Annotated in this window: 13 protein-coding genes; 8 read left to right on the top strand and 5 right to left on the bottom strand. The window is 64.7% G+C overall.

The genetic code is table 11. From position 1 onward, the window contains the following. Positions 1–57: 57 nt before the first annotated feature. Both FXV83_RS32125 and FXV83_RS32120 read right to left on the bottom strand, forming a co-directional pair. Positions 58–864, bottom strand: coding sequence for a class I SAM-dependent methyltransferase (locus FXV83_RS32125; protein ID WP_187436305.1), 807 nt, complete (start codon positions 862–864; stop codon positions 58–60). Between the two features lie 92 nt (positions 865–956). Next, complete coding sequence (locus FXV83_RS32120; protein ID WP_148743593.1) at positions 957–2,084, bottom strand: threonine synthase; 1,128 nt, start codon at positions 2,082–2,084, stop codon at positions 957–959. Between the two features lie 383 nt (positions 2,085–2,467). On the opposite strand from FXV83_RS32120, the gene FXV83_RS32115 reads away from it, so the two are divergent. The 3 genes from FXV83_RS32115 to upp all read left to right on the top strand — a co-directional run bounded on the left by FXV83_RS32115 (position 2,468) and on the right by upp (position 5,763). Next, positions 2,468–3,724, top strand: a complete 1,257-nt coding sequence (locus FXV83_RS32115) for a GTP cyclohydrolase II (RefSeq protein ID WP_148743592.1) — start codon at positions 2,468–2,470, stop codon at positions 3,722–3,724. A 5-nt stretch (positions 3,725–3,729) separates the two neighbouring features. Continuing rightward, positions 3,730–4,968 carry a URC4/urg3 family protein gene (locus FXV83_RS32110; protein ID WP_148743591.1) on the top strand — a complete coding sequence of 413 codons (1,239 nt, stop codon included), beginning with the start codon at positions 3,730–3,732 and terminating at the stop codon, positions 4,966–4,968. 165 nt (positions 4,969–5,133) lie between these two features. Further along, entirely contained in the window at positions 5,134–5,763 is a 630-nt protein-coding gene (gene upp, locus FXV83_RS32105) for a uracil phosphoribosyltransferase (protein WP_148743590.1), read from the top strand. Positions 5,764–5,777: 14 nt separating this feature from the next. Here the strand turns inward: upp and FXV83_RS32100 are convergent, their stop codons facing one another. Further along, positions 5,778–6,902, bottom strand: coding sequence for a M48 family metallopeptidase (locus FXV83_RS32100; RefSeq protein WP_148743589.1), 1,125 nt, complete (start codon positions 6,900–6,902; stop codon positions 5,778–5,780). Between the two features lie 3 nt (positions 6,903–6,905). Next, the gene (locus FXV83_RS32095) at positions 6,906–8,063 is read right to left on the bottom strand and encodes a YjgN family protein (protein WP_148743588.1); all 1,158 of its coding nucleotides are present in this window, start codon (positions 8,061–8,063) and stop codon (positions 6,906–6,908) included. Positions 8,064–8,418: 355 nt separating this feature from the next. On the opposite strand from FXV83_RS32095, the gene FXV83_RS32090 reads away from it, so the two are divergent. Continuing rightward, on the top strand, positions 8,419–9,684 hold the full coding sequence (locus FXV83_RS32090) for a cytochrome P450 (RefSeq protein ID WP_148743587.1): 1,266 nt from the start codon (positions 8,419–8,421) through the stop codon (positions 9,682–9,684). A gap of 179 nt (positions 9,685–9,863) precedes the next feature. After that, positions 9,864–11,138: a cytochrome P450 gene (locus FXV83_RS32085; protein ID WP_148743586.1), complete on the top strand. Its 1,275-nt coding sequence runs from the start codon at positions 9,864–9,866 to the stop codon at positions 11,136–11,138. A 299-nt stretch (positions 11,139–11,437) separates the two neighbouring features. On the opposite strand, the gene FXV83_RS32075 is transcribed toward FXV83_RS32085, so the two are convergent. Next, complete coding sequence (locus FXV83_RS32075; protein WP_148743584.1) at positions 11,438–12,358, bottom strand: LysR family transcriptional regulator; 921 nt, start codon at positions 12,356–12,358, stop codon at positions 11,438–11,440. 125 nt (positions 12,359–12,483) lie between these two features. Here FXV83_RS32075 and FXV83_RS32070 point away from each other — a divergent pair, with 125 nt between their 5' ends. The 3 genes from FXV83_RS32070 to FXV83_RS32060 are packed head-to-tail and all read left to right on the top strand — an operon-like array spanning position 12,484 to position 15,652. Beyond that, positions 12,484–13,665 carry an acyl-CoA dehydrogenase family protein gene (locus FXV83_RS32070; RefSeq protein ID WP_148743583.1) on the top strand — a complete coding sequence of 394 codons (1,182 nt, stop codon included), beginning with the start codon at positions 12,484–12,486 and terminating at the stop codon, positions 13,663–13,665. 9 nt (positions 13,666–13,674) lie between these two features. Continuing rightward, positions 13,675–14,778, top strand: a complete 1,104-nt coding sequence (locus FXV83_RS32065) for a CaiB/BaiF CoA transferase family protein (protein ID WP_148743582.1) — start codon at positions 13,675–13,677, stop codon at positions 14,776–14,778. Between the two features lie 28 nt (positions 14,779–14,806). Next, on the top strand, positions 14,807–15,652 hold the full coding sequence (locus FXV83_RS32060; RefSeq protein WP_148743581.1) for an HTD2 family dehydratase: 846 nt from the start codon (positions 14,807–14,809) through the stop codon (positions 15,650–15,652). Positions 15,653–15,791 lie beyond the last annotated feature (139 nt).

Raw genomic sequence — 15,791 nt, 5'->3', positions numbered from 1 at the left:
CCTCCAGGGGAGGGTAAGCAAGGGTCCTCTCTCTCAAGACATTCGCCCCCCAGCGCCTCACACCATCCTCGCCTTCGTCATCAGAAACTGCTGGCGCATCACGTTGTTGCCGGGGTCGAAGTAACCGGAGATCAGCGCTTCGAACTCGGTGCGCAAGCTCTTGAGCTTCTCCGGTTCGTCCTTGTATTCGGCGACGAGCTTGATCAGAGGCCCGATGGTCGCTTCCATGGTGCGGCGGAAATGTTGCGGGCTGAGCGCGGACGGCGTCATCATGTCCATCTCGAACGAGAGATCGCTCACCCGACCCGCGAGGCGCTCGGTGATAACCTTTGGGTCGCCCCACAAGACCGGCGACGCCACACCCTCGGGCGGCGGCAGGCGGGCCCCAATCAGCGCGAACATCCGTCCGACAAAGAGATGCGGCGGCCAGGTGGAGAAGGCGATGGTGCCGCCGGGCTTGAGCACGCGTAGCATCTCGGCGGTGGCAACGTCAGGGCGCGGCGCGAACATGTGGCCGAACTGGCTGAGGACCGCATCGAACTCGTTGTCGCCATAGGGCAGGCTCTCGGCATCGCCGTCCGTGAAGTCGATGTCGAGATTCACCAGTTGCGCGTGCTCGCGGGCGCGCTCGATCAGGACCGGCGACAGGTCGAGGCCCGTGACCTTGGCTCCGCGGCGCGCCGCCGTGATCGCGACGACGCCGGTGCCGCAGCCGACGTCGAGCAGGCGCTGACCGGCGACAACGCCGGCAAAGTTCACGAGCCTGGCTGCCGACGGCGTCGTGAACACCTCGATCGGCGCGAACAGCGACCAGGCTTCCTTCTGGACGGCCTTGAAACCTGCAAACGGGTCCGGTGCGGCCATAAAACTCTCCTTTCGTTCGAATGCGATCTTCATGAGGCTGCCAACGGGCGCCGAAGGTTCAACGCAGATGCAAGGGCCGTTCCGCGCCAGCCCTATTGCACGAGATCGGCGACAGTGGTTGCGGCCTTGAGGCCGGTGCCGGTGAGCACCGCCACCGTGGTCTCGTTCGCCTTGATGGCGCCGGCGCCGGACAGTTTTTCCAGTGCCGCGGCCGCGCCCGCGCTGGTCGGCTCGGCGAACAGGCCCTGCCGCGCCAGCCGTCGCAGGGCGGCGACGATCTCGTCCTCGCTGAGCGCAACGGTGCCGCCGCCGCTCTCGCGCAAGGCGCCGATGATCTCGCGCAGCCGCAGGGGATGCTTGATGGCGGTGCCTTCGGCGATGGTCTTGTGCACCTCGCGCGGCACCGGCGTATCGACGCCGGCCCGAAAACTCGCATCGATCGGTGAGCAATTTTGCGGTTGCGCCGCGAACAGCCGCGGCAACTTTGCGATCTGGCCGGCTTTCTTGAGCTCGCGGAAGCCGAAGGCGCAACCGAGCAGGCTGCTGCCGGCGCCGACGGGGACGATGACGTTGTCGGGCGCGCGGTAGCCGAGATCCTCCCAGACTTCATAGGCGAGCGACTTGGTGCCTTCGAGGAAGAGCGGCTGCCAGTTATGGCTGGCATAGAAGGTCTGGCTCGACTGGCGGATCGCCTCGGCCTCCGACTCCTCGCGCGGGCCCTCGACGAGCTGCACCGCGGCGCCATAGGCGCGTACCTGGGCGATCTTGGCCGGCGAAGTCGACGCAGGCGCCAGGATCTTCACGCGCATGCCGCCGGCGGCACCGAGTCCCGCCATCGACGAGCCGCCATTGCCGGAAGAATCCTCCAGAATGGCGTCGACGCCGATCTGCCGCAGGAGGGACAGCATCACCGACGAGCCCCTGTCCTTGAAGCTGCCGGTCGGGTTGAACCATTCGAGCTTGAAGAATGGCCGCAAGTCGCCCCAGTCCTGCTGGACCAGCGGCGTGCAGCCTTCGCCGAGCGTGATCGGGCTTTTGATCTCGACCGGCAGCGCCGCCCGGTAGCGCCAGAGCGATCGCGTGCGGCTCTCGATCTCGTCCCGCGATATCCCTGCCCCCGGCGTCACCAGCAGCGGCGTGCGCTCGTCCGAGCACCAGCGCGGCTGGTCGAGCGGATAGAGCTTTCCATTGCGGGGGTCGATGTAGCTGGCGGAAGGCATGGCGGTCTCCAAGGCGAAGGCGATCTGTGCGATTGGTCTGATGACACGTTTTGTCCAGGATAGGGCGCCGGCCGGGCAAACCATGCACAGCCCCTTGAAAATATGAAAAAATATAAATACTTCAATTCTTTAGGCCAATCGCGCAGGCGGAGCGGCAAGGTCGGCCAGCGCCAGGGCGCGGCGTTTAGGCGAGCCCTGCCGGCTGGTCGATGACGGGATTTTGGCCGCAAACGGCCCAGCAGCACAGTACGATTAACTTGTCTGTCGCGACTGCCCGCTACAATATGTTGGATTGAGCTCGCGTGACCCGTGTTCAGCACCGGCAGCGCGACCGAGCCAGGCCCGTCCGAGCGGCGGGCCGTTGGCTTTTTGGGAGTTTGGTCATGAGCCGCGCGAACCGTACCGACCACATCCGCCTCACCTCCCATCCGGAGCCGGGCAGGAAGGCCGCCTTTCCGATCCACTGGGGTGCCGCGGATGCGCGGGCTAGGGGTCCGATCATCGGCACGGTGTCGCGCGCGCAGGATCGCAACGTGATCGGCAGCCATGGCGGATCCTATGCGATGTATCGGGCGCTCGCCGTCTCCGCGGGTGCGCTCGATCCGATCCGCCGTCCCGACCTCACCAACACCTTTCCGGCCGCGACCATCGGGCCGTTTCCGCAGTGGAGCGATCCGGCCAAGATCGTCGCGCTCGATCCCTGGGGCCACCTCGTCGCCGAGAGTTTCCGCAAGGAGATTGCGGAGGGCTGCGACATAAGGCCGAGCATCGCGGTGACGCGCGCGCGGCTCGACCTGCCGGAGATCCGCGAGGCACTGGCTGCCAAGCGCCTGCGCGCCGACGGCGAGGTCGTGCACGCCAATGGCAGCGTCTCGGTGGTGAAGATCGCGATCGATCCGGTCTGGTATCTGCCCGGCCTTGCGGAGCGCTTCGGCACGGGCGAGACCGAGCTGCGGCGCACGCTGTTCGAGCAGACCGCCGGCATGTTCCCCGAACTGGTAACCCGGCCGGACATGAAGGTGTTCCTGCCGCCGATCGGCGGCACCACCGTCTACATGTTCGGCGACGTGACCAAGCTGCCGGACCATCGCACCAGGATCACCTGCCGCGTGCACGACGAGTGCAACGGCTCCGACGTGTTCGGCTCCGACATCTGCACCTGCCGACCCTACCTCATCCACGGCATCGAGGAATCGGCGCGGGGCGCGCAGGAGGGCGGGCTCGGGCTCGTCGTCTACAACCGCAAGGAAGGACGCGCACTCGGCGAGGTCACCAAATTCCTGGTCTATAACGCGCGCAAGCGCCAGGAGGATGGCGACGCGGCCGCCGCCTATTTCGAGCGCACCGAATGCGTCGCCGGGGTCCAGGATGCGCGCTTCCAGCAGCTGATGCCGGATACGATCCACTGGCTGGGGTTAAAGCGCATCGACCGCTTCCTGTCGATGAGCGATATGAAACACGACGCGCTGACCTCGCAGGGCATCGACATCGTCGAGCGCGTGCCGATCCCGCCGGAGCTGATTCCTGCCGATGCCTATGTCGAGATCGCCGCGAAGAAGGCCGCCGGCTATTACTCCGGCGACGATGTGACTGAAAAGGACGTGAACGACATAGTCGGGCGTTCGCTGGAAAAATACTGAACGTCATGGCGGACGCCCCAGAACAACCGGCCCGCTCACTCCTCAGCGCAGAGGCGGTGCGCGCGCGTGCGGAGCAGATGCTTGAACTCGGCCTGCGCGACGGCTTAAGCCATTTCACAGTCGATCTCGATCGGATGGACAGTGTCGCGGACGCCGTGGTCGCGGTCACGCGCCGGGCCTATCCGACGCTCGACATTCCCTTTCATGCGCGCTGGCGGCATTTCGTGCTTGGCGGCGTCGATCGCTGGGCGCGCCTTGCGGATGCCACGTCGTGGCCGGATCGCGCGGCGCAGGCACGCGCGGAATTCGACCTCGCGATTGTCAGCGTGCTGCTCGATGCTGGCGCCGGACCCGCTTGGCGATACCGCGGTGCGCTCACGGGAGAAGGGATCGGCCGATCCGAGGGGCTCGCGATCGCAAGCCTCGACATGTTCGCGAGCGGCCTCTTCTCGGGCGACGCGCGCGCGCCGTTCAGAGTCGATGCGGATGTGCTCGCAAAACTGCCGCTCGCCGCGCTCACGTCTGCCTTCCAGGTGAGCGATGCCAATCCGTTGCTCGGTCTCGAAGGACGCACGGATCTGCTGCGGCGACTGGGACGGCTAGTGGCGGAGCGTGCGGATGTTTTCGGCTTGCACGATACGCCGCGGCCGGGCGGCTTGTTCGATCACATCGCGGCGCAGGCGACGGACGGCTTGCTTCCCGCGCCCGCCATCCTGTCCGCGGTGCTGAACCAGCTCGGACCGATCTGGCCGTCGCGGCTTGAACTTGCCGGCGTTCCGCTCGGCGATTGCTGGCGCCATCCGGCGATCAAGGCCGATGATGCGACCGCGGGCCTCGTGCCGCTGCACAAGCTGTCGCAATGGCTGAGCTATTCGCTGATCGAGCCGCTCCAGCGCGCCGGATTTGAGGTCACTGACATCGACGGCCTGACCGGGCTCGCCGAATACCGCAATGGCGGGCTGTTCGTCGATCACGAGGTGCTTCGCCTGCGCGATCCCGCTGATGCCGAGCGCGCGCATGCGATCGACTCGCTGCTTGTCGTGGAGTGGCGCGCCCTCACCGTCGCGCTGCTGGACCGGCTCGCAGACCTCGTGCGCGCGAAACTCGGCCGCACGCCGGAGTCGCTGCCGCTCGCCAGCATTCTGGAAGGCGGCACCTGGGCAGCCGGCCGGGCCATCGCCTTTGCGCGCCGAAGTGACGGCGCGCCGCCGCTCAAGGTCATTAGTGACGGCACTGTCTTCTGACCCTCTCCCCTTGTGGGAGAGGGTGCCTCGCGAAGCGAGGCGGGTGAGGGGTTCTCTCCGCGAGTGCTCCTCATCCATTTGAACTCGCGGATAGATACCCCTCATCCGGCGCTTCGCGCCACCTTCTCCCACGAGGGGAGAAGGGAAAAAGCAAGAGCATTCAATATGGAAGGCGTCACCGTCGTCGATCATCCGCTGGTTCAGCACAAGCTGACCCTGGTGCGGGACAAATCCATCTCGACAAAATCGTTCCGCGAGCTGATCAAGGAGATCGGGATGCTCTTGTGCTACGAGGTGACGCGCGACCTGCCGCTCACCGACGTCGTCGTCGACACGCCGCTGGCGCGCATGCACTCGGCCAAGATCGCCGGCAAGAAGCTGGTGTTCGTGCCGATGCTCCGCGCCGGCACCACCTTCGTCGACGGCATGATGGATCTGGTGCCGACCGCGCGCGTCGCGCATATCGGGCTCTACCGCGAGCCGCACAGTTTTGCCGCGGTCGAGTACTTTTTCAAATCGCCGTCCGATCTTAGCGAGCGCCTTGCGATTGTGGTGACGCCGGTGGTCGCGACCGCCAACACGGCCGTTGCCGCGATCGATCGACTGAAGGAGCGCGGCGCAAAGGATATTCGGCTGGCCTGCCTGATCGCAGCTCCGGAAGGACTCGAGCGGCTGCGTGGGCTGCATCCGGACGTCCCGATCTGGACGGCCGCTGTAGATGAAGGGCTCGACGAGGACGGCTTCATCGTACCGGGTCTCGGCGATGCCGGCGACCGGGCCTACGGGACGCGATGAGAGCGGCGCGACAACTAAATCTTCCCGCTGCCGCAAATTCCCTTCAGCGACTGCCACTCCTTGTCCGTCAGCAGCGGCGGGCCGCTGGCGGGGCGGTCTTCCTTGGTCATGCGGGCGAGACGGTCCTCAGTCAGGGGATGGCTCGCCAGGATCGTGAAACCGCTACCGCCTTCCTTGCCGGTGATGCGGAACATCAATTCGGCGGCCGGCTTTGGTGAGCGGCCGAGCGCGTGCATGATCTCGATCGCGAACGTATCGGCCCCCGTCTCGGCCTCGCGCGAATAGGAGGCCTCAACCACGCTGCGCGAGGCGAAGATCACCGCCGACGAGCCGGTGACGTCGCCGAACAACAGGCCGATCAAGAACGAGGTGCCGCCGTTGTAGATCAGCCCGCGCATGTTGTCGTGATGCTTGAGATGGCCGAGCTCGTGGGCGAGGATGCCGGCGAGCTCGTCGGGGCTGTGCGCCTTATCGAGCAGGCCCTGCATCACGAAGACCTTGCCGCCCGGCAGCGCAAACGCATTCGGCACCGAGGTCGGCAGCACGCCCGCCGTCATGGAATCGTCGTCGAGGCCGGCGGCATCGCGCAACCGGTTGACGAGTTTCGTGAAGGCGGCCTTGCCCGCCGCATCCTCGCACACGCTGCGCCCGAAAATGGTCTTCACCTGGACCTCGGCGGCATCGCCGATCCGCCGTTCGACCGGTTTGGGCACCAGCGGGGCAAGACGGTCGGCTGCGAGCGGCACGCCGAACAGCACGACGCAGACGATGGAAACGGCGGCGGCCATCGACCAGCCGACGATCTTCGCAACACCGCGGCGCGTGGTCTGGTGCTCGTCGAGCCGGATACAACGCGCGACCAGGTCCGCTGCGAGCGAGGCATCACGGATTTCGAGCCGTGCCAGCGGCGGCGCGGAGGTCGCGGCAAGGCGCAGGATGCCGGCCGGACTGTCGGCGCGACGGATGTCGGCATAGGGCCAGCGCGCGATCGTCCGCGGCCCCTCGGCCTCGCCCGGCTCGGCGATTTCGAGCGCGTCACCATGTGTCAGCGTGACCTGTCGCCTGCGACTGGATACGCCGTCGAAGAAGATCGTCGGCTTTGCCGACTGCGCGACAGCTTCGGCGGACATTTCACTCACAATTCAAAATCCCGCGACATCAAGCCCGTCAGCAAAACCTTCGCCGAGCGCGCTGGCGAGCTCGCCGCTGCCGCGCACGTCGGCTGTGGCCGCGATATTGTGCACCTCGATAGTTTCCAGCACCTTCACCCAGAGATCGCGCTGGAGATAGATGCGCATAATGATGTTGATCGCAAGAGCGACGGCAAAATAGCCGATGACCATCATCACCAGCATCGGAATGCTCTTGGAGGCATTGTCGGGCCCCAACACCTGCTCGGCCGAAAGGCCACTCAGTTGGACGGTAAGCATGGTCGCGCCACCGAGATAGGCAGCAAAAATGGTCGAGAGCAGCAGCCACCAGCCGATCACCTTCCAGTACAGGCCATAGAACGCGTTGGTCGGCAAATTCGAGGATAGGCTCACGCCGCCAATGCGTATCCCATCAAGCCACCAGCGCCACTCGCGCGCCTTGAACTGGGCATAGAAGAACGGGGCAAGCGGGAAGATCACCAGCGCGACCGGGCTGAGCAGCCATAGCCACCAGCCGCGCTTGAAGAACTGCCAGCCGTCGCCCTCGAAATCGCCTCGCAGATCGCCGAAATGGGTGTGCCGCATCTTGTAGCGCTCCAGCGACGCCTCGCGCCATGGCAGTGCCAGGCCGAGCGTCAGGAACACGAGCAAGCCCCACAGCATGGCGCGGAGCGAATAGGCCCAGCCCGAGCCGTCCATCCAGAACCGAACGCCGCGCCAGATCGTGCGCGTCAGCCGATAGCGCCGCGCGCGAAAAATCGCGAACTGGCCGAAGGCGTAGAAGCTGATGAACAGCGGTGTCGAGGCAAAGCCCTGCCAACGCTCGAACTCGATGCCAATCAGGAAATAGGCGAGATAGATCGGCACCAGGATCGCGAGCGCGATGAGGAAGCCGATCAGGAGCTCCTTGCCGCGACCGGTGTATTCGGCGGCGTCGCCGTCGACCAATGTGTTCGACCAGAGATGACGGCGGATGTCGGTCACCAGCCAGAAGCGGTAGAAGCCGAAGGTGACGAGCTCCAGCATCGCACCCTTGGTGACCAATTTGCTAAACCCGGAACGATCGCCGGTGAAGTCGACCCGGGTGGGCGGCAGCGGCGGAGGGATCGGTTGGGGCGGGCCGATCGGGGCCCATTGCAAATCGTTCACGGCAACCTCGGGATGCGGAGACCCGGTCCGCTCAAACTATAGATCAGAGGTTGGTCGATCCCCAAGATGGCCGGGTTCGATTTGACCTCGGTTTCGACGGATTTTTCGCACGATTACAGACGTTTCGTCGTGCGGAAGGCCACTTTCGCGAATGTCCCGCAGCCGGCAAGGAGCGGAGCGCAATCCGGGACCACCTCAACGTTACGATTCCCGGATTACGCTTACGCTCCATCCGGCCGAGCCATGCGGCAAAACTCTCCCTTGCTCCGACGCAGACAACCGGCTGTAATTGCAACCTAAATACCGCAGCGCAGAATTCAACGAGAACGCGCGGTTCACATCAGGGAGAACGGTCATGCACGGGACCATCGAGAGCACGGCAAAGCTCGACGCATTGCGTGCGCGCGCCACGTCGCTACCCCTTGAACAGTTCGATCCCGGCGACCCCGAATTGTTCAGGACCGATACGTTCTGGCCCTATTTCGATCGCCTGCGCCGCGAAGATCCCGTGCACTATTGCAAGGAGTCGATGTTCGGGCCGTACTGGTCGGTGACGCGCTACAACGACATCATGGAGATCGAGACCAATCATTCGGTGTTCTCCTCGGCCTCCGCGCTCGGCGGCATCACCATCCGCGACATCGATCCCGACCTGCGCCGCGAAAGCTTCATCTCGATGGACCCGCCGCGCCACGCGGCGCAGCGCAAGACCGTGGCGCCGATGTTCACGCCGACGCATCTGGACAATCTCGCGCTCAGCATCCGCGAGCGCTCGGCCGAGTGCCTCGACAATCTGCCGCGCGGCGAGGTGTTCGACTGGGTCGACCGGGTCTCGATCGAGCTCACCACGCAGATGCTCGCGGTGCTGTTCGACTTCCCCTGGGAAGACCGCCGCAAGCTGACGCGCTGGTCGGATATCGCCACCACCATTCCCGGCCCCGACGGCCTTGTCGCCACCGAGGACGAGCGGATGGCCGAGCTTGCGGAATGCGCCGGTTATTTCGCGCGGCTGTGGAAGGAGCGCATCGAGCAGCCGCCGAAGAGCGACCTGCTCTCGATGATGGCGCACAGCGACGCAACGCGTCACATGGATGCCAAGAACTTCCTCGGCAATCTCATCCTGCTGATCGTCGGCGGCAACGACACCACCCGCAACACCATGTCCGGCTCGATCTACGCGCTGAGCCAGCATCCGGAGCAGTATCGCAAGCTGCGCGCAAATCCTGCCTTGCTCGACAGTTTCGTGCCGGAGGTGATCCGCTGGCAGACCCCGCTGGCGCATATGCGCCGCACCGCGCTCGCCGATTTCGAGTTCCGGGGCAAGCAGATCAAGAAAGGTGACAAGGTTGTGATGTGGTACGTCTCGGGCAACCGCGACGAAGCGGCGATCGAAAAGCCCTACGATTTCATCATCGACCGCGCCCGCCCACGCACGCATCTCTCCTTCGGCTTCGGCATCCACCGCTGCGTCGGCTTGCGGCTTGCTGAACTCCAGCTCAAGATTATTTGGGAAGAGATTCTCAAGCGTTTCGACCATATTGATGTGGTCGGCGAACCCCAGCGGGTCTATTCGAGCTTCGTGAAGGGTCTGGAGACGCTGCCGGTGCAGATTGCGGCTTAGATTGAGTTCAACGACGCCCACAAGGAAGCTGCGCCCCCTCTCCCGCTTGCGGGAGAGGGCTGGGGAGAGGGTATCTCCGCGGGCGAGAACCCCCGAGAGGAAAGAGCCCTCACCCGGCGCTACGCGCCGACCTCTCCCGCAAGCGGGAGAGGTTGGAGGACAAACTGGAGCCCAGCACCATGAACATCCAAGCGCCGGTTAAGACCGACAAGGCTGAACGCATGCGCAGGGCGCGCGAGGAGGCTTATGCAACGCCGCTGGCGCAGTTCCACCCCGGCGCGCCCAGGCTGTTCCAGGACGACACGCTGTGGCCGTGGTTCGAGCGGCTGCGCAAGGAAGAGCCGGTGCATTACTGCACCAACGCGCCGATCGAACCGTACTGGTCGGTGGTGAAATACAACGACATCATGCATGTCGACACCAATCACGGCCTGTTCTCCTCGGACTCGACGCTCGGCGGCATCTCGATCCGCGACGTGCCGGAAGGTTATGATTGGCCGAGCTTCATCGCCATGGACCAGCCGCGGCATTCGGCGCAGCGCAAGACGGTGTCGCCGATGTTCACGCCGACGCATCTGGACGAACTCGCCAAGCTCATCCGCCAGCGTTCACAGACCGTGCTCGACAATCTGCCGCGCAACGAGACCTTCAACTTCGTCGAGCGGGTCTCGATCGAGCTGACGACGCAGATGCTGGCCACCCTGTTCGATTTCCCCTGGGAGGAGCGGCGCAAGCTGACACGCTGGTCGGATGTCTCCACCGCGCTGCCCAAGAGCGGCATCGTTGCCTCCGCCGAAGAGCGACGCCGCGAGATGGACGAGTGCTACGCCTATATGTCCAAGCTGTGGAACGAGCGCGTCAATTCCGAGCCGCGCAACGATCTATTGTCGCTGATGGCCCATAACGATGCGACGCGGTTCATGGATCCCGATAATCTCATGGGCAACATCATCCTGCTCATCGTCGGCGGCAACGACACCACCCGCAACACCATGACCGGCTCGGTGCTGGCGCTGAACGAGAACCCGGACCAGTACGACAAGCTTCGTGCCAACCCGGCGCTGATCGACACCATGGTGCCGGAGGTGATCCGCTGGCAGACCCCGCTTGCCCACATGCGCCGCACCGCGCTCCAGGACACCGAGATCGGCGGCAAGGCCATCAAGAAGGGCGACCGCGTGGTGATGTGGTACGTCTCGGGCAACCGCGACGAAGAGGTCATCGAGCGTCCCGAGGAGTTCATCATCGACCGGCCGCGGCCGCGCACGCATCTTTCCTTTGGCTTCGGCATCCACCGCTGCGTCGGCATGCGCCTCGCCGAGCTGCAGCTCAAGATCATCTGGGAGGAGATGCTCAAGCGCTTCGACCGCATCGAGGTGGTGGGCGAGCCGAAGCGGATCTATTCCAGCTTCATCAAGGGATATGAGTCGCTGCCGGTAAGGATTCCGGGGTAATCGTTGCGGGACGACGTCATGCCCGGGCTTGTCCCGGGCATCCACGTTCTTTGTGCCGCGCTGAAGGCGTGGATGGCCGGGTCAAGCCCGGCCATGACGACGCGGAAACTTCGGTGCACCAAGCGCAAGCGAGGTTCCGGCCCGATCACGGGCCGGCCGATCTCCGGCTATAAAATCTCGGCATGACAGCTCGCACCAGATGCGAAGGGCCGCCCGCGGCCTTGTGTCTTAAACCGCAGTCGAGATATCGGTGCGCTCCCTCGCCCCGCTAGCGGGGGAGGCGAAGAAGGAACCGACGCTCACGCAAGCCTGATCTCCCACAGGCCTTCCTTGCGGCAGGCGGCGACCTCGTCGCGCAGGAGGGCGGTGATGGCGAGCGAGGCCGTCGAGGCCGGGCGGTCGATCGGAGAAGCGAAAATGAGCTCGCGCGTCATTGGCTTCGAGACGACGGCGGTTTCCAGCCGCCCCTCCGCGACCTCGCCGTGCACGGACGACGGCGGCAGCAGCGCGAAGCCGAGACCCTCCTCGACCAGACCGGTGAGCACACGGAAGGAGTCCGCTTCGAGCTGGACGTTGAGCTTGATCTTGCGCTGGGCCGCCGCATGCTCGATCAGCGCGCGGAGGCCGTGAGAATGACTGGGCAGCACCAGCCGCTGCCGCAGCAGCCAGCCGATCTCGACGCTCTTCTTGCGCACCAGCCCGCAGCCGCGCGGGCCGACCGCGACGATGTTGTCGCGGCCAAGACTCTGCACGTTGAGATGCAGATCCGCCGAGCGGCCGTAGAGGATAGCGAGATCCATCTCGCCACGATGCAGCCATTCGACGAGATGGCCGCTGTAGCTCTCGACGATGCGCAGCGAGATGCCGGGAAAGTTTTCGACGCAGCGCCGCGCGAAGCGGGCCGACAGCACGCAGCTCACGGTCGGAACCAGGCCGAGCACAACCTGGCCCGACGGCGGCCCCTTGGCCGACTGGATGTCGTCGCGGATCTGGTCGACCTGGCGCACGATGCCGGAGGTCCGCGCCAGCAACAGACGGCCTGCGTCGGTCAGCACCATGCCGCGTCCGTTGCGCGTGAACAGTTCGACGCGCAACTCGTGTTCCAACAGCTTGATCTGGCGGCTGAGCGCCGGCTGCGCGACGCGCAATTTGTCGGACGCCTTGGAGAGGCTGCCGAGCTCGGCCACGCAACTGAAGGTCCTGAGCTGCCGGAAATCCATGCTTGCCAATCCTGGAAGGCTACTCCATACGCTATAGCAAATGAGCATAGGGGGCTGGCGTTGTTTTCACAACGCCGGGGGATCGGCCGGCGTTATCTTAACCGCCGCACCCAACGGGAAACGCCATGAGCCAAGAAAAGAGCGAACAGCACCACACCGAAGATCACGCCGAGATCCGCGAAGCCGTCGCAAAGCTCTGCGCGCAGTTTCCCGGCGAATACTGGCGCAAGCTCGATCGCGAGATGGCTTACCCGAAGGCCTTCGTCGATGCGCTGACACAGGCTGGCTATCTCTCGGTGTTGATCCCCGAGGAATATGGCGGCGCAGGCCTGAAACTCTCGGCGGCGGCTGCGATCCTCGAGGAGATCCAGCGTGCGGGATGCAATGGCGGCGGCTGTCATGCCCAGATGTACACGATGGGCACGGTGCTGCGGCACGGCAGCGACGAGCAGAAGGCGAAGTATCTGCCAAAGGTCGCGAGCGGCGAGTTGCGGCTGCAGGCGTTCGGCGTCACCGAGCCGACCAGCGGCACCGACACCACCTCGCTGAAGACATTTGCGCGCAAGGACGGCAACGCCGGCTATATCGTCAACGGCCAGAAGATCTGGACCAGCCGTGCCGAGCATTCCGATCTTATGCTCCTGCTGGCGCGAACCACGCCGAAGGACGAGGTCAAGAAACGCACCGACGGGCTCTCCGTGTTCATCGTCGACATGCGCGAGGCCAAGGACAAGGGCCTGGAGATCCGTCCGATCCGCACCATGATGAATCATGCCACCACCGAAGTGTTCTTCACCGACATGAAGGTGCCCGCCGAAAACCTGATCGGCGAAGAGGGCAAGGGTTTTCGCTACATCCTCTCCGGCATGAATGCCGAGCGAATCCTGATCGCGGCGGAATGCGTCGGCGACGCCAAATGGTTCATCGCCAAGGCCACGAACTACGCCAAGGAGCGCGCGGTGTTCGGCCGGCCGATCGGCCAGAACCAGGGCATCCAGTTCCCGATTGCCAAGGCCTATGCCGCAATGCGTGCGGCTGAATTGATGGTGAAGGAGGCGACGCGCAAATACGAGGCTGGCCTCGACTGCGGTGCGGAAGCCAACATGGCGAAAATGCTGGCGGCGGATGCATCTTGGGAGGCGGCGAACGCCTGCGTCCAGACCCATGGCGGCTTCGGCTTCGCCGAGGAATATGACGTCGAGCGCAAATTCCGCGAGACGCGGCTCTACCAGGTGGCGCCGATCTCGACCAACCTCGTGCTGTCTTTCATCGCCGAGCACGTGCTCGGCATGCCCCGCTCCTACTGAGGTCGCGCGATGGGAGCACTTGACGGAATCAGGGTGATTGCAGTCGAGCAGGCGGTCGCCGCACCGTTCTGCTCGTCGCGGCTAGCGGATGCCGGCGCGGAAGTCATCAAGATCGAGAGGCCGGAAGGCGATTTCGCCCGCGGCTATGACGCGGCGGCCAAGGGGCAGAGCAGCTATTTCGTCTGGCTCAACCGCGGCAAGCAGTCGGCGGTGGTCGATCTCGCCACTAGGGAAGGCCGCGCCGAGCTGGAGAGACTGATCGCGGGCGCCGACGTGCTGGTGCAGAATCTCAAGCCGGGCTCGATGGACAAGCTCGGCTTTTCGCGCGAGCGACTGCTAGGCGACTATCCGAAGCTGATCTCCTGCACCATCACCGGCTATGGCGACGAGGGCCCGTACGCACACCGCAAGGCTTACGATCTCTTGATCCAGGCCGAGAGCGGGCTGGCCTCGATCACCGGCAATCCCGACGGCGCCTCGCGCGTCGGCATGTCCATCGTCGACGTCGCGACCGGGGCGACCGCGCATGCAGCGATCCTGGAGGCGCTGATCGCGCGTGGACGCACCGGCAAGGGCGCGGATATCCGCATCTCCATGTTCGACGTGATGGCGGACTGGCTGACCGTGCCGCTGCTCAATTCCGAGGCCGGCAATCCGCCGAAGCGCATGGGCCTGCGCCATCCCTCGATCGCACCCTATGGCGCGTTCACCTCCAGCGACGGCAAGGATATTCTGATCTCGATCCAGAGCGAGCGCGAATGGAAGACGCTTTGCGCCGAAGTGCTGGACCAGCCGGACCTGCCGAGCGACCCGCGCGTCGCCAACATGGTCGAGCGCGTGCGCAACCGCGACTTCACCGACAAGACGGTCGCCGACAGTTTTGCGAAAATGACGCGCGACGAGCTGCTCAAGCGTCTCTCGGACGCCGACATTGCCTTCGCCGAGGTCAACACCATGGCCGACCTGGCGACGCATCCACATTTGAGGCGCATCGAAGTCGACACGCCGCAGGGGCGCGTCAGCTATCCAGCGCCCGCGCCGATCATCGTCGGCGAATCCCGCGTCTATGGCGCCGTGCCCGGTATCGGCGAGCGGCCCAACTCGAAGAAGTAAGTCAAAGACGTAACAAGAGCGAGGCGTCATGACCGAGAAGCTCGACATCGATCATTTGCGGCAATGGATCGGCCGCTCCCAGGAAGCCACCGACATCGTCACCGCGCAGCTCGTCAGGGGTTTGCGCGCGACGCTGTTTCAGGAAATCGGCGAGCCCAGGCACGGCGATGCCGCGCCGCTCACCGTGCATTGGTGCCTGGCGCAACCGGTATTTCCGATGTCGATGCTCGGCCCCGACGGCCACCCGACCCGCGGCGGTTTCCTGCCGCCGGTGCCGCTGCCGCGCCGGATGTGGGCCGGCGGCGAGATCGAGTTTTTGCAGCCGCTCCGCGTCGGCGACGAATCGACGCGGACCTCGCGCATTGCCGATGTGCAGGTGAAGAGCGGCTCGACCGGCACGCTGTGCTTCGTCTCGGTCGAGCACAGCATCTCCTCGCCGCGCGGCGTTGCCATCCGCGAGCGGCAGGATATCGTCTATCGCGAGATGACAACCACGCAGGCAGCTCCAGCTAAGGCCGCAGTGCCGCAGGCGCAGCATCGCGAGACGTACGTTTCCGATCCCGTACTGCTGTTCCGCTATTCGGCCCTGACCTTCAACGGTCATCGCATCCACTATGACCGCGACTACGTCACCAAAGTCGAGGGTTATCCGGGTCTGATCTTCCATGGACCGCTCCAAGCGGCGCTGATCATCGAGATGGCGGCAAAGCTGCGCGCCGGCAAGGCGCCCAAGAAGTTCACCTATCGCGGCCTGCAACCGCTGTTCGAGGGCACGGAGTTTTCCATCAACGCCAATGAGAGCGGTGAGAGCACGGAGCTGTGGACCGCAAACGCCGAGGGCCAGCCGACGATGAAGGGCACGGCGGTGTGGTGATAGATTGTAGAACCTCACCCTGAGGAGCGCGCCTCTTCGCGCGCGTCTCGAAGGGCGAGGCCACCGGCCAGGCCTTCATCCTTCGAGACGCGCGAAGACGCGCTCCTCAGGATGAGGAACTAACAGTCTGGATTGCTTC

Source organism: Bradyrhizobium hipponense (assembly GCF_008123965.1).
Classification (GTDB): domain Bacteria; phylum Pseudomonadota; class Alphaproteobacteria; order Rhizobiales; family Xanthobacteraceae; genus Bradyrhizobium; species Bradyrhizobium hipponense.
Note: the sequence above shows the minus strand (reverse complement) of the source record. Positions and strands in the feature narration are given on the sequence as shown.